The organism is Gardnerella sp. Marseille-Q9691 (genome assembly GCF_046507715.1).
GTDB lineage: Bacteria > Actinomycetota > Actinomycetes > Actinomycetales > Bifidobacteriaceae > Bifidobacterium > Bifidobacterium greenwoodii.
This window is the reverse complement of the sequence record NZ_JBKFXI010000001.1, coordinates 440,159-453,444: the sequence shown is the minus strand read 5'-3', so window position 1 is coordinate 453,444 and position 13,286 is coordinate 440,159. Positions and strand designations below refer to the sequence as shown.

The window sequence follows — 13,286 nt, the reverse complement described above, 5'->3', positions numbered from 1 at the left end:
GGGTGCGGCGCGCTATTTATTTTGCTATTTATTGTTTCGAAGGGGTAATTTGTGGAAGGCGCATTAGGGGATAACATCTTCTTTCTAATTGTTGAATATGTTGCTGTTGGATGCTGCGGAATGGTTGGCGGACTGTGGGCTATTCGCAAAAAGTACGATGTTTTTGCCATTATTACCACTTCTTGGATTACTGCGTTGGGCGGCGGAATTGTGCGCGATGTTTTACTTGGAGCACTGCCGCCAGTTGGAATTGCAGATCACGGTTTTGTGATTGCTGGTTTACTTTCCGGCATAATTGTTGCGATTGCGCATCCGGAGATCGATAAGTGGCGTTGGTTTATGCTTACGCTTGATGCCTTGGCGTTGGGATTGTTTGCTGTAAACGGAACTGCAAAAGGCCTAGATTTTCACATGTCTGGCACGACTTCAGTATTTTTAGGAATGGCAACCGCTTTGGGAGGCGGTCTTATTCGAGACATGATTTTGAATCAAGTTCCGGTTATTGTGCGAGATAAACATTGGTATGCTGTTCCGGCTGCAGTTGGTTGCGTTCTTACGGTTTTTGTAGTTAAAGCAAAACATGCTGGTTTCTTTGGCGTAACTGTTGAGATTATTCTGGACATGCTTATTGTTGCGCTGGTGGTTGCAATGCGCTTGCTATCTGTAAAATTTGACTTGACTTTATTTGGCGCAATGAATCGCACTGAGCCGATTAAAGTGCGTCGTCCGCGCATTCGTCGCTTAAAATTAAATAATCGCAAGCGCAGATAGTCTTAGATAGTCTTAAAAATCTTAAGCGCGAATAATCTAAATGAGTTTTAGTCGCGTATAAAAATAATCCCCAGTGCCTGTTGGTACTGGGGATTTTCCTTACATGCTGTGTTATGCAGTTACCTGCACAAACTTCACAGAGCGTTAATCGCTACAGCAAGACCGGACTTGCGGTTTGCAGCCTGATTCTTGTGAATCACGCCACGGCCTGCAGCCTTGTCAAGCTTCTGAGCGGCTACTGCGAAAGCGGCCTGTGCTGCAGCCTTATCACCAGCGGTGATGGCTTCACGAGTTGCACGAATAGCGGTCTTCAAAGCAGACTTTACTGCTACGTTACGCTTGTGTGCTTTCTCGTTGGTGAGCACGCGCTTCTTCTGCGACTTAATGTTTGCCACTGTTACTCCAAACGACGTTTGCTATATAAGGACATACAAAGCGTAAGCATATCATGATTATTGGATAACTTTACTAGTCGCTGGCGTTTGTTGTTGTTTCGTCTGCATTTGACCACATTTGCCGTTTATTTTCCCGGCGTTTGTGGTCGTTTTGTCTGTGTGTGACTACATTTGCCGTGTATTTTCCCGGCGTTTGTTTCACTAGACTAGGGTAGTAGAGTTGGTAAGATTAATTACTTGCGTAGCTTGCGCAATTTAATACTATCCGCGTATTTAATAAGGAGATGCTTGCTTTGATTACACCGCATAACCAGCCAGGATTTACGGATCAGTCGTTGATACGCAATTTCTGCATTATTGCGCATATCGATCACGGCAAGTCTACTGTAGCTGACCGCATTTTGCAGCTTTCTGGAATCGTGCCGGAGCGCGAAATGCGCGACCGTTTCTTGGATCGCATGGATATTGAGCAAGAGCGCGGAATTACTATTAAATCTCAGGCTGTTCGAGTGCCGTGGACTTTTGAAGGCAAAGAGTATTCGCTTGGCATGATTGATACTCCTGGTCACGTCGATTTTACTTACGAGGTTTCGCGCGCGCTTGCAGCATGCGAAGGTGCGGTGCTGCTTGTTGACGCAACTCAGGGCATTGAAGCGCAAACGCTTTCTAATCTTTATATGGCAATCGACCACAATTTGACGATTATTCCTGTGCTTAACAAAATCGACTTGCCAAGCGCAGAGCCAGACAAGCATGCTGAAGAAATCGCGGGCTTAATCGGCTGCAAGCCGGAAGATGTTCTACGCGTGTCTGGCAAAACCGGCGAAGGCGTTAAAGACTTACTTGATCAAATTGTGCTGGAAGTTCCAGCCCCAAGCGGAAATCCTGATTCTCCTGCTCGCGCGCTTATTTTTGACTCCGTCTACGATTCGTATCGCGGAATCGTCACCTATATTCGTATGGTTGATGGCGAACTTAAGTCGCGCGAAAAGTTGCATATGATGGGAATCGGCATGACGCACGATCCTATTGAAATCGGCGTTATTAGCCCAGATATGACTCCAACTAAGGCGCTTGGAGCCGGAGAAGTAGGCTATGTAATTACAGGTGCAAAAGACGTGAGTCAGTCTAAAGTTGGCGACACTATTACAAGCGCAGTAAATCCTGCATCTGAGCCTTTGGATGGCTACCGGGACCCTAAACCTATGGTTTACGCAGGTCTTTTCCCAATTGATAACGCTCAATTCCCAGAACTTCGAGATGCTCTTGACAAGCTAAAACTTAACGACGCTGCTCTTATTTACGAGCCAGAAACCTCGGTTGCGCTGGGATTCGGTTTCCGTTGTGGATTCTTAGGTCTTTTGCACATGGAGATTGTTTCCGAGCGTTTAAGCCGCGAGTTTGGCTTGGATCTTATTTCTACCGCCCCAAACGTAACTTATGACGTTACTAGCGAAGACGGCAGCGAGCATCACGTAACGAATCCTAGCGAGTTTCCTGAAGGCAAAATTAAGCGCATTATTGAGCCAATGGTTGCGGCCGATATTATTACGCCGAAAGAATTTATTGGTGCTGTAATGGATTTGTGCCAGGAGCATCGCGGAGAAATGGGCACAATGGAATACATTAGTGCCGACCGCGTGGAAATGCACTACAGGATTCCTCTTGCAGAAATCGTTTTTGACTTCTTCGATCAGCTTAAAAGCCGCACAAAAGGTTACGCTTCTCTTGACTACCACGAGGATGGAGAGCAGGCTGCTGACCTTGTGAAGGTTGATATTCTTATTCAGGGAGATAAGGTTGACGCTTTCAGTGCGATTGTGCACCGAGATAAGGCTTATTCTTACGGCGTTATGATGACTAAGAAGCTTCGCGGGCTTATTCCTCGTCAGCAGTTTGAGATCCCAATTCAGGCGGCAATTGGCTCTCGTATTATTGCTCGCGAAACTATTAGCGCTCTTCGAAAAGACGTGCTAGCAAAATGCTACGGTGGCGATATTACGCGTAAGCGCAAGCTTTTGGAAAAGCAGAAGGCTGGCAAGAAGCGCATGAAGATGCTCGGACACGTTGAAGTTCCGCAGGAAGCATTCGTTGCGGCTTTGGCTACGGATGAGAGCGCAAACGATCGCGATACTAAAGATAAGATTCGCGCTGCGCAAAAGTCTGAAGGATGAGTTTAGAGTTGGATGCTGAATTAAATAAATCAGCTACGCAAACTAAAAGCATGCCTTTTGAAGTGTATGTGCACGTGCCGTTTTGCTTAAGGCGCTGCGGTTATTGCGATTTTAACACGTATACGGCTCGCGATTTGGGTGAAGGTGCGAGCCGCGAAGGTTATGCTGATGTTGCGATTCAAGAGATGCGTCTTGTAAAAAAATGGCAGGAATTTCACGGAATTTTCGAGCCTAAAGCGCAATCTGTTTTCTTCGGCGGAGGCACTCCAACCGTTCTTAAAGCGCGTGACTTAGTTCGAATTTTGCAAGAAATACGCAACTTGTGGGGATTGAAAACTGGTGCGGAAATAACTACGGAAGCAAATCCGGATACTGCAGATGAGTCTTATATTCAGGAGCTTGCAGAAGGCGGATTTACGCGAATATCTTTTGGAATGCAATCAGCAGTGCCGCACGTGCTAAAAACTTTGGACCGCACGCATACTCCAGAAAATGTTGCGCGAGGAGTAAATGCGGCAAATGCTTGCGGTTTGCGTTCAAGTGTTGACTTGATTTATGGCGCTCCAGGGGAGAGCTTGGACGATTGGCGAAAGTCGGTAGAAATGGCTTTGAAGCTGGGCGTAAACCACGTTTCTGCATATGCGCTAACGGTAGAGCCGCGCACAAAAATGGGTCGTCAAATTGCTGCTGGAACAATTCAAGCGCCAAACGACGATGATGAAGCAGCAAAATACGAGTTAGCAGACGAGCTTTTTAGTTCTGCTGGCCTAGAGTGGTATGAGATTTCTAATTGGGCGCGCCCAGGTTTTGAGTCCCGTCACAATCTTGGATATTGGAAGAACATTGATTGGGCTGGAATTGGACCTGGAGCGCACTCTCACTACAATGCGGCAAGCGCTCTTAGCAAGCAAAGTGTTGATTCGGATGCTAAAAAGGCGAATCCTAATCAAGAATACAATTTGCGCGCATGGGATATTTTGCACCCAAAACGCTGGGCTCAGGCGATTAACGCAGGTAACGTGCCGTGGCAAAACTATGAGTGCATAAACGTTGAAGACGCGCTAATAGAAGAAGTAATGCTTGGGTTGCGCATTAGCGAAGGGCTTAGTGTTGATGAATTGTGTGCAAAGATGCGAAAGACTAATCGCGGATTTGACGATTCGCATTTGCAAAAAGTTATATGTGAAGTTTGTAATGAAGATTTGGCAGTGTTGAACAAAAATCGTATTATTGCCACTCAAAAAGGGCGTTTATTAAACGATTTATTAATCGAAAAAATTGTTGACGCGTGTGAAGAAGGTCTTACCGTGCTAAAATAGTGCGTATTGTGTAAGTTTTGTGCAATAGATGCGTTGTATGCGAAAATTTCAGCGTAGAAAGGAACTTAATCATGGCAAACCGCAAAGAGCGTCGCGCAAGGGATAAGCAGAATCGTAGGGGTATTCCTTCGCAGTATGATGAAACAAAAGGTCGCGCTCGCGGCGGCATGATTGACGAGTATAATTTGCAAGAGCGTTCACGAAAGCTTCAAGAAAAGGGTGCTGGCCCTTGGAAGCCAACTTCTAACGTGACGGCTGAAGAAGAAAAAATTGCCCGAAACATTCGCAGAGCTGAATCAGGCGACGACACTTGGAACGCTGTTCGTAAGGTTATTGGCGTGTGCTCTTGGGCTGTGATTTTGCTTTCTGCATTCGCATTTTTGGTGATTATGTGGTTCCCAAGTCAGCCAATGGTGCTTGTTATAACGATTGCTGTGTTGTTTGCTTTGGGCGTATTTGGGCTGTTCTTTAGCTTTAGCAACGCTAAACGCAATCCGCGCCTAGACGAGCATGGCACCGCGCTTTAGGTTGATTTAGAGTGATTTGAGTTAATTTGTGTCGTTTTAGGTCGATTTAAGTTGATTTAGGTCAACTTAGGCGCGTTTATAAATAAATAAAACTGTTTTTAATAATTAAGGCGGGCACTCGTAACATAACGTGCTCGCCTTAATTGTTTACTTTTGCAGCTTACCCCAATATTGTCGCATACTGATACAATAAATTTATTGCCTATCTCTTCGGAGGATATGGAAGTTGGAGCCGGAATTGCCTGAGTATCTTGGGCGCCGGCTCCTGCGATATCTAGAGTCATGTGCCAAATGCAAAACACTGTTAATATCTCAGCTAACGAACTGAGAAAACAACGTTCACAACCCAAACACTGTTACTAACTCAGTTAGCAGACTGAGAAAACAACGGTAATTGACCAAACCGCTCCTCGCCAAACCGCGCCTACACAACAGGATGATTTACGTAATAGTCGTGAATAGACTTCTTGGAAATTATTTCCTCGCTGCCTTGATTCGCAGGTATGCCTATTCTTGCGCTAATCCACGGATCTTCCCTGTGTGTTCTTTCGCTTAGCTGATTTCCGGTAAGCTTTCCAAGCTTCGCGCACACTTCCTCTATGATTTTCACCTGTTCATCTTCCAAATCTGCGCATCTTTCTGGAAGAGAAATCAGTAGTTCTTCTCTGCGAATTGTAAATCTTCCTCGATGCCTGTTGAATAATTCCAGTGAGACTGGACCGTTTGTCCAAGCCTCAAAATCTTCCGGGAATAGCGACAATCCGGTTGTGGCTAAGCTGTGCGCTTGAGAATAATATACAAGCTTCTGCAGTTTCATGGTTGTCATTGGCCCCATAATTTCCAATATTTTTGCCGCTACGTTAATAATGCTCATCGCGCACCTCCTTTTTTGCAGCGAATTAATAGAGATTTTATGAATAGCAAAAGTGGGCGTCAATTCGATTAAAGAAATGTGGATAACTTTTAGCGTTTTTTGTGTGCAAGTTTTGAGGTCTTGATTGCTGATTTCTGATTGCTAAAATTAATAGCGCGCAGCTAACGCATAACGTATTAGCTGCGCGCATATTTATGTGTTGTGCGTCTTAACCTGCGCTGCGTACGCTACACTACTTTGAGTTGCTTCTCTTTGTTTTGCATTGATTGCGCAATGCAAATGTATATATCTAATTTTGCGAATCAATAAGCGTGTAGCCGTGCCTTGTTATTACAGACTTAAGCTGAGTAAGGTAGGCGAGTGAGGCTTTAGAAAGTTTAGTTCTTTCGTTGGTAATCCAGCCAACAAGCATAGTATCGTCGCATTTTAGCGGAATCGTAACGATTTTTTCGTTGTTCAAGTCGCCGTTGTTAATTCCAGTGCAAATTGTGTAGCCGTTTAGACCAATAATAAAGTTCAGTATTGTTGCACGGTCGGAAACGTTGATTTTCTTCGGCGGACGAGTTGGCCACACTGCTTCCTCCGCAAAGAAGAAGCTTCCTTCTTCGCCCTGCTCGTACTGAATGAACGGGTATGGTTTCAAGTCTTCCAAGCTCAGGCTTTTGTGAGCTGCAAGAGGATTGTTTCTGGAAAGAAAAACGTGCAAAGTTGCGCGGAAAAGCGGGTGGAATTCCAAATGTTTTTCGCGAAGCAGCTTTCCAATTACATCCTTGTTGTAGTCCGAAAGGTACAAAAGTCCAAGATCTGCGCGCATATCGCTTACTTGCTTAATAATATTTTTTGTGCGCGTTTCGCGAATAGAAAACTCGTATTCGTCGGAATTTATGCTACGAATCATATCAACAAATGCTTCAATAGCGAACATGTAGTGTTGTGTTGCAACGCTGCACAATTGTGGACGTGGTTTTGTGCTTTTGTAGCGTTCCTCAAGCAAATCAGCTTGCTCAATGACTTGTCGTGCGTATGTTAAAAATTCTGCACCGTCGGAAGTTAAAACAATTCCTTGAGTTGATCTTGTAAAAATCTCAATATTTAGCTCACGTTCAAGCTCTTTTACAGATGAGCTCAGTGCAGGCTGTGAAATATAAAGTGCTCGCGCTGCTTCGTTCATTGAACCGCAGTCGACGATTTTCACAATATATTTCAGCTGTAGCAAAGTCATATTGAGCTTCCTTTATAAACTTTTGTAAGTTAAGTAGTAGTGAGTTAAACAAGAGCCGATAACGAATTTAGCAAAAGGCATCGCCATGAGAATTTGCAAAAATTAAAGCTCAACGCCAATTGATGCTAAATCTTTACGCGCCTGCTCGGCTGTTGTAAAAACAAAACCGTGCATGCCAACAGCATGAGCTCCGTCAATATTTGCAGGCTTGTCGTCAAAGAATACTGTGTGTTCGGCCTCAAGATTAAATCTACTCATTGCAAGCTCAAAAATTTCCGCCTGTGGCTTGTGTAAGTGTTCAACGCCAGAAATAATAGTGCCCTGCAAAAGCGTTGAAAGTTCCTGGAATTTTCTAAGTGCCAGTGGGAATGTTTCGCTCGACCAATTCGTAAGTCCCCACACTCCGTAGCCTGCTTTTTTTAAATCGTGAAGCAAATAAACCATTCCTGGCATCATTCGCGTTAAAACCTGATCGTAATTTGTGCAATACCAACGGAATGCTTCTGCAAGCTCGCTTCCAAATCTGCGTTCATATTCTGGCATAAGGTCTTTCAAAAGCTCGCCACCGTCCATGCGGTCTTCAAACTCGTAGAATCCTGCCAAATCATCTTTTCCAAAGCTTCCGTTAGGGCAGATTGTGTCAACTAAATTAGGGAACTGTTTTTGCAAGCAATTGCGGCAATTCCACTCGAGTAGAACTCTGCAATAATCAAACATAACGTCGTGAATTTCAAACTGTTTTTTGGTGTTCATACTAAGATGCGCTTTCTTTTAGTAGTTTCTGCTTTGCAAGTTACTTCATATTTATAAGAATCCCAAGCACGTGGGGAAGTGCGCTAATTATGTCGCTTGCCACAATTGGGTGTTCTAAAGCCAGCGGCTTTTTTGCTTTTATCATATCTTGCACGAGCTGAGTGTAGCTATTTCCTCCGCTGCTTCTAGAAGCAAATACTGCGCAAATTCCGTGAATTACCGCTGCGCTTGCTGCAATAAACGCGTAGTTTGTGCGGCTTTCGTCTTGCTTTTCTCTCTGTGCAAGTAGCGCCCCTAAAATTCCTGCTAACACATCCCCAGATCCTGCAGTTGCAAGCCAAGTTGGGCCGTACTGAGCAATGTATATTGGCGTATGCGTGTAGCTTGCAGATGCAACAACTGTTGTAGCTCCTTTAACAAGCACTGTTGCTCCAGTAAGATCTGCTGCTTTTTGAGCGTACTCAACAGGATTTTTCAATATTTCTTGAGCGCTTATTTCTAAATCGTATCTTTTAAAAAGTGAACATAATTCGCCTGCGTGCGGTGTTAAAACTACTTTTGCGCAAACTTTTTTAGGAAGTAAATCTAAAGCTCCAGCGTCAACACATATTGGGGGGAGTGCGTTTTGCGATTGCGATTGAATATTGCTTAATTGGCTTTCGTTTTCATAGTTTTTAAGTATGTTCGCAATTTGTTCTCTTTGCTCTTGTGCGCTTTCGCTGTTGCAATGGCTTTCGTCTGGTATGCCAGAGCCGACTGTTATTGCGTCAACTTTTCCTTGCAAATTTTGCGATGCTACTACTTCGGGGGATGCTTGTAATACTAAGTTTTGTGCGCGAAGAGGTCCTGAATAACGAACCATTCCAATATTTGAATATGCTGCTGCGCGAGTGCTTAATACAGCGGCTCCCGGATACTCGTTAGATCCAGTGATTACGCCTAAAACTCCTCTGGAATACTTATTGCTCGACTGATCCGGTATTTTTAGGCATTTGCTAGCATCTTTTGTTGCTAAATTTACAAGTGGGCTCATATATATGATTGTAGTAAGTATTTGCGATTGGTGCGCTATGCTTTATCGATTGTATATTCGCTTTATATATACTATTTGCCGTCAGAATGCAAGAAAAATTGTGATTATAACAGACAAAAATTTTGCGACACGCGCTTTTATAAAAAATATAAAGAAATTTTTGAAATATTGTTGACCCTCATGCATATTTTATTTAAGCTATAAGCGTTATTGCGAATGATTATTTTTTTCATGAACAATTTTTCATGGCTATTTTACGCAATCAACCCATGCAATAACAGTAAAGATTCCCGAAAGGAACGAGTGTGAAAACTTCACGAATTTTCGCAACTGCCGCTGCGGTTGCACTTTTAGCTACTTCTATGAGCGCTTGCGGCTCTTCTAAAACTGCAGAAAACAATACAAAAGGCAATCAGGTAAACGTAGTGGCAACAACAACGCAAATTTGCGATTATGTAACCCAAATCGCGTCAACTGCAGACGCAAATTCTGGTTTAAGCCTTAATAAAACCGATTCTCAGGGCAAAAAGTCTGTAATCGGAGCTCCAGCAAACAAAGCAAAGTCAACAATTAACTTGACTTGCCTGCTTGCACCAAATGCTTCTGCTCACGAGCACGAAATGACTCCAGCGCAGTCTAAGGCTCTTTCAAAGGCTGATTTGATGCTTGTTTCTGGCGTTGATCTTGAGCACTTCTTGGATCAGGCTGTAGAAGCAACTGGTTTTAAGGGAACAATGGGCGTCACATCCGGTATTCTTACCGCAGACGAAATCAAAGATCCAAAGGCGCAAGCTGCTAAAGAAAAGAATCTTCCTTATAAGGTTGACCGCGGTATTGCTAAAGTTCATGCAGAAAAGTGGCCATTCCCGCCAGAAGAAGGCGAAAAGGAGCCTGAATTCCAGTACGATCCGCACATTTGGACAAGTACCAAGAATACTATGATTCAGGTTAAGAATATTGGTGCATTCTTAGGCAAGTCTCTTCCTAAAAGCAAGCCGATTTTCGACGAGCATGTTGAAAAGTTCGTTAAGGCTTTGACGGATTTGGATGCTTGGGCAACTAAAGCTTTGAACAGTGTTCCACAAGAGCATCGCGTACTATTTACTTCTCACGACGCATTCGGTTACTTCTCTCGTGACTATAATGTGAAGTTTATTGGTGCAGCACTTTCTGACTTTAACAGCCAGCAGGATGCAACAGCAGATCATATTAAGCAGGCTGCAGAAGATGTTAAAAAGTCTGGTGCTGTGGCAATCTTTGCTGAAAATTCTAACAATTCCAAGTCAATTAAGGCTGTGGCTGCAGCTGCAGGTGTAAAGGCTGTTATTGGCGACGATGCGCTTTATGGAGATTCGCTTGGACCAGTCGGATCTGCTGGTGAAACCTACATCGGTTCCATTGTTCACAATGTTGAAACATTGGTGAAGGCTTGGAACGGTAAGGTTCCTGAACTTCCAGATTCAGTCAAAACTGCATTGAAGAAGTAACATACAAATAACAGTAAAAATAACAGTATCGTAACAGTAACTTTGGTCGCGAAAGCAAGAAGTTACTGTTACGAATACTTATTATTAATAAACTGAAAAGACTGGAATTATAGTGAATAAGAGCGTCCTTGCAATGAAAAATTGCAGCCTTGCTTACGGTTATAAAACCGTGGTTACAGGTATTAACGGTAGTGTTGAGCCTGGAGAGGCTTTGGCTTTAATAGGGCCTAATGGTTCTGGAAAAACAACGTTTTTGCAAGCCATTATTGGGATTGTGCGCGTAAGTCACGGCGAACTTAACATGCCAAAAGCTTTGTCTATTGGCTATGTGCCTCAGCAGGTTGATTTGGACTTGACTTTCCCGATTACTGCTCGTCAGGTTGTTGCCATGGGATTGAGCAGAAAAACTGGATTCCTCGGTTTGCTTAAAAAAGATCAAAAACAAGCCGTTGAGGACGCTCTTAATCACGTTGGATTGCTTAACCGCGCGGATGTTCGTTTTGGCGATCTTTCGGGCGGTCAGCGCCAGCGCATTTTACTTGCGCGTGCTATTGTTGCGCGCCCAACTCTTATTTTGCTTGACGAACCATTTAACGGTTTAGATGAGCCAAATCGTCGTGAGCTTCTTAATATTATGAAAGCCGCTAAGCAAGAAGGAATAGCTTTTGTTGTTTCTACTCACGACTTGGTAATTGCGGATGCTATTTGCGAAAAAGCGTTACTTTTGGCTGGTCGCCAAGTTGCGTTTGGTCCGCTTAAAGAAGTTATGACTAAAGAAAATATTACTTGCGCATACGGCGGAAGCATGCCTGCCGCTTCTGCAGGTCTTACTTTTTCGGAAATTGCGGAAGGCTGATTTAAATGCTTGCCCAATTAGTCGAGTTATTAAGACAATCGTTAGAATCAATTCCAGGCTTTGATTTTATTGCCTCTGCTCCTTACATTTTCCGCCCATTCTGTCTTCTTATAGTTCTTTCCATAGCTAGCGGAATTGTTGGAGTATTTGTAAATCTTCGTTGTGCAGAATTTAATGCGGAAGCTATAGTTCACGGCATTTTCCCAGGAATTGTGGTCGGAGCTTTATACGGTGGCATTAATCGTATTATTCCGGGTGCTGCAATTTGCGCAATATTTTTAGTTGCAGCTCTTGTATGGGCTTCTCGCTCGGCTAGAATTAACGAGTCTGTTATTGCTACTGTTCTTACGACTTTCTTTGCGCTCGGCGTAGTAATTTCGCTTAAAAAAGGCGATATGTCTGGGCAGCTTGAATCGCTTATGTTTGGCAGACTTCTTGACGTCACAGACGAGCGCATGACTCAAGCTATGTTTATTTGTATTTTTGCAATTATTGTTATGTTAGCCACATGGAAGCAGCAGATTATAGTTGCTTTTGATCGCGTAAGTGCTCCTCTTATGGGCGCTAACACTTTGCTTGTCGACATTGTGCTAAACGTTGGAATTGCAGCAGTTGTTGTTTCAGCATCTTCTGCTGTCGGAGTTCTTCTTGTTATTGGATACCTTGTTATTCCGGGTGCTAGTGCTCGCTTAGTTTCGCGCACTGTTTCTGGCATGGTGTCTGTTGGTATTGCTGTTGGTATTGCAGGCGTTTTGCTTGGAATGTACGCTATGAATCTTGAGCTGGATCATCCTGTTTCTCCTCAGGCTGCAATTGCTTTAAGCATGTGCGCAATGTTTGTTGTTGTGCTTATATTGCGATGTGTTTTCCGCTTTGTTTCCTCAATAATTCCTGCGCATGAATCAAATGAAGTGCGTGAATCAAATGAAGTGCGTGAATCTCATAAATCAATCTCAGAAAAGCAGGGAGCTTAAATGGTAAGTATTTGGCAAATTATTGCGCTCCCGATTTTTGAGGCGATTGTAGTCGGCGCATTATGTGGTTTCGTAGGGTCTTTAGCTCTTCTAAATCAGCGCATATTCTTTACTGAATCTATTACTCACGCAGCTTTTCCTGGAGCTGTTCTTGGAGTAGTCTGCACATCTTTATATACAATCGATCAGAATGTGCTTTCTTTAGGATTGTTTATTGGAGCTGCAATTGCGTGCGTATTTCTTTCCTTAGTAATGCATGCGCTTTCTCATATTAAAGGTATTTCTTCGCAGGCTGCTGCTGGAATTACTCTTACTGTTGGTTTTGCTAGTGGATATTTTTTGAATAAGTGGTTTGCGCCTCTACCGCTTCGTATTGAAGGATTTTTAACAGGATCTTTGCTTAATTGCACTCCTGCAGATGTGATTTCAGCAACTGTTGCTTTCTTGCTTGTTTTAGGATTGTGGATTTTTAACGCTGCTAATCTTGTGCACTGCTCTTTTGACCCAATCAATTACCGCGCTGCTGGCGGAAAATCTGGTTTTATACAGGGCATGGTTTTAGCTTTAATAATTATTACAGTTTCTGTTATTATTCCAGCTGTTGGAACGGTTGTTTCAGTATCTCTTATTGCTGCTCCTGCCGCTGCTTTAAAATCAAGAATCGCCTCTATTAATAAATTTGTTCTAGCTTGCGTACTTTCGTCTATTTTAATTGCGCTAACAGGCTTAGCTCTTGCAGTAATATTAAAGCTTTCAGCAGGAGGCACTATTGCTATTTGCGCTGGTGCTTTCTTCCTTCTAACTAAACTTGTTGAGCGGATTGTTTACGGCATTTGCAAGTGCAAATCTGTTACAGCATAGTTGAAGTCTTACGAGTGTCCTAAAGTATCAATGAATTGCG

13 protein-coding genes are annotated in these 13,286 nt (G+C 43.5%); 8 read left to right on the top strand and 5 right to left on the bottom strand.

Translation table 11 applies throughout. The annotated features are described in order from the left end of the window. Positions 1–51: 51 nt before the first annotated feature. A complete protein-coding gene (locus ACLD6A_RS01885; RefSeq protein ID WP_410313419.1) occupies positions 52–771 on the top strand; it encodes a trimeric intracellular cation channel family protein in 720 nt (239 codons plus the stop codon). A 134-nt stretch (positions 772–905) separates the two neighbouring features. Here the strand turns inward: ACLD6A_RS01885 and rpsT are convergent, their stop codons facing one another. Next, positions 906–1,166 carry a 30S ribosomal protein S20 gene (gene rpsT / locus ACLD6A_RS01880; RefSeq protein ID WP_004127335.1) on the bottom strand — a complete coding sequence of 87 codons (261 nt, stop codon included), beginning with the start codon at positions 1,164–1,166 and terminating at the stop codon, positions 906–908. A 293-nt stretch (positions 1,167–1,459) separates the two neighbouring features. Here rpsT and lepA point away from each other — a divergent pair, with 293 nt between their 5' ends. From lepA to ACLD6A_RS01865, 3 genes are all read left to right on the top strand, one after another. Beyond that, positions 1,460–3,340, top strand: coding sequence for a translation elongation factor 4 (gene lepA, locus ACLD6A_RS01875; protein ID WP_032843669.1), 1,881 nt, complete (start codon positions 1,460–1,462; stop codon positions 3,338–3,340). After that, positions 3,337–4,659 carry a radical SAM family heme chaperone HemW gene (gene hemW, locus ACLD6A_RS01870; RefSeq protein WP_410313418.1) on the top strand — a complete coding sequence of 441 codons (1,323 nt, stop codon included), beginning with the start codon at positions 3,337–3,339 and terminating at the stop codon, positions 4,657–4,659. Before lepA ends, hemW begins: the two co-directional genes overlap by 4 nt. A 71-nt stretch (positions 4,660–4,730) precedes the next feature. After that, positions 4,731–5,186 (top strand): tripartite tricarboxylate transporter TctB family protein, encoded by a 456-nt coding sequence (locus ACLD6A_RS01865; RefSeq protein ID WP_004135140.1) that lies wholly within the window; start codon positions 4,731–4,733, stop codon positions 5,184–5,186. Positions 5,187–5,610: 424 nt separating this feature from the next. Here the strand turns inward: ACLD6A_RS01865 and ACLD6A_RS01860 are convergent, their stop codons facing one another. From ACLD6A_RS01860 to ACLD6A_RS01845, 4 genes are all read right to left on the bottom strand, one after another. Beyond that, on the bottom strand, positions 5,611–6,060 hold the full coding sequence (locus ACLD6A_RS01860; protein ID WP_246905299.1) for a Panacea domain-containing protein: 450 nt from the start codon (positions 6,058–6,060) through the stop codon (positions 5,611–5,613). A 289-nt stretch (positions 6,061–6,349) separates the two neighbouring features. Further along, on the bottom strand, positions 6,350–7,282 hold the full coding sequence (locus ACLD6A_RS01855) for a LysR family transcriptional regulator (RefSeq protein ID WP_004135136.1): 933 nt from the start codon (positions 7,280–7,282) through the stop codon (positions 6,350–6,352). Positions 7,283–7,384: 102 nt separating this feature from the next. After that, on the bottom strand, positions 7,385–8,035 hold the full coding sequence (locus tag ACLD6A_RS01850) for an HAD family hydrolase (protein WP_410313417.1): 651 nt from the start codon (positions 8,033–8,035) through the stop codon (positions 7,385–7,387). Positions 8,036–8,075: 40 nt separating this feature from the next. Continuing rightward, complete coding sequence (locus ACLD6A_RS01845; protein ID WP_410313416.1) at positions 8,076–9,068, bottom strand: NAD(P)H-hydrate dehydratase; 993 nt, start codon at positions 9,066–9,068, stop codon at positions 8,076–8,078. A 305-nt stretch (positions 9,069–9,373) separates the two neighbouring features. On the opposite strand from ACLD6A_RS01845, the gene ACLD6A_RS01840 reads away from it, so the two are divergent. From ACLD6A_RS01840 to ACLD6A_RS01825, 4 genes are all read left to right on the top strand, one after another. Next, positions 9,374–10,555 carry a metal ABC transporter substrate-binding protein gene (locus ACLD6A_RS01840; protein WP_410313415.1) on the top strand — a complete coding sequence of 394 codons (1,182 nt, stop codon included), beginning with the start codon at positions 9,374–9,376 and terminating at the stop codon, positions 10,553–10,555. A 133-nt stretch (positions 10,556–10,688) separates the two neighbouring features. Beyond that, entirely contained in the window at positions 10,689–11,411 is a 723-nt protein-coding gene (locus tag ACLD6A_RS01835; RefSeq protein ID WP_410313414.1) for a metal ABC transporter ATP-binding protein, read from the top strand. Positions 11,412–11,416: 5 nt separating this feature from the next. Beyond that, positions 11,417–12,385 (top strand): metal ABC transporter permease, encoded by a 969-nt coding sequence (locus tag ACLD6A_RS01830; protein WP_410313413.1) that lies wholly within the window; start codon positions 11,417–11,419, stop codon positions 12,383–12,385. Beyond that, a complete protein-coding gene (locus ACLD6A_RS01825; protein WP_019261044.1) occupies positions 12,386–13,246 on the top strand; it encodes a metal ABC transporter permease in 861 nt (286 codons plus the stop codon). Positions 13,247–13,286: the final 40 nt, after the last annotated feature.

Coding starts and splice junctions, on each gene's coding strand:
- hemW (WP_410313418.1), top strand. CDS start 3,337: ATGAGTTTAGAGTTGGATGCTGAATTAAATAAATCAGCTACGCAAACT.
- ACLD6A_RS01865 (WP_004135140.1), top strand. CDS start 4,731: ATGGCAAACCGCAAAGAGCGTCGCGCAAGGGATAAGCAGAATCGTAGG.
- ACLD6A_RS01860 (WP_246905299.1), bottom strand. CDS start 6,060: ATGAGCATTATTAACGTAGCGGCAAAAATATTGGAAATTATGGGGCCA.
- ACLD6A_RS01855 (WP_004135136.1), bottom strand. CDS start 7,282: ATGACTTTGCTACAGCTGAAATATATTGTGAAAATCGTCGACTGCGGT.
- ACLD6A_RS01850 (WP_410313417.1), bottom strand. CDS start 8,035: ATGAACACCAAAAAACAGTTTGAAATTCACGACGTTATGTTTGATTAT.
- ACLD6A_RS01845 (WP_410313416.1), bottom strand. CDS start 9,068: ATGAGCCCACTTGTAAATTTAGCAACAAAAGATGCTAGCAAATGCCTA.
- ACLD6A_RS01835 (WP_410313414.1), top strand. CDS start 10,689: ATGAAAAATTGCAGCCTTGCTTACGGTTATAAAACCGTGGTTACAGGT.
- ACLD6A_RS01830 (WP_410313413.1), top strand. CDS start 11,417: ATGCTTGCCCAATTAGTCGAGTTATTAAGACAATCGTTAGAATCAATT.
- ACLD6A_RS01825 (WP_019261044.1), top strand. CDS start 12,386: ATGGTAAGTATTTGGCAAATTATTGCGCTCCCGATTTTTGAGGCGATT.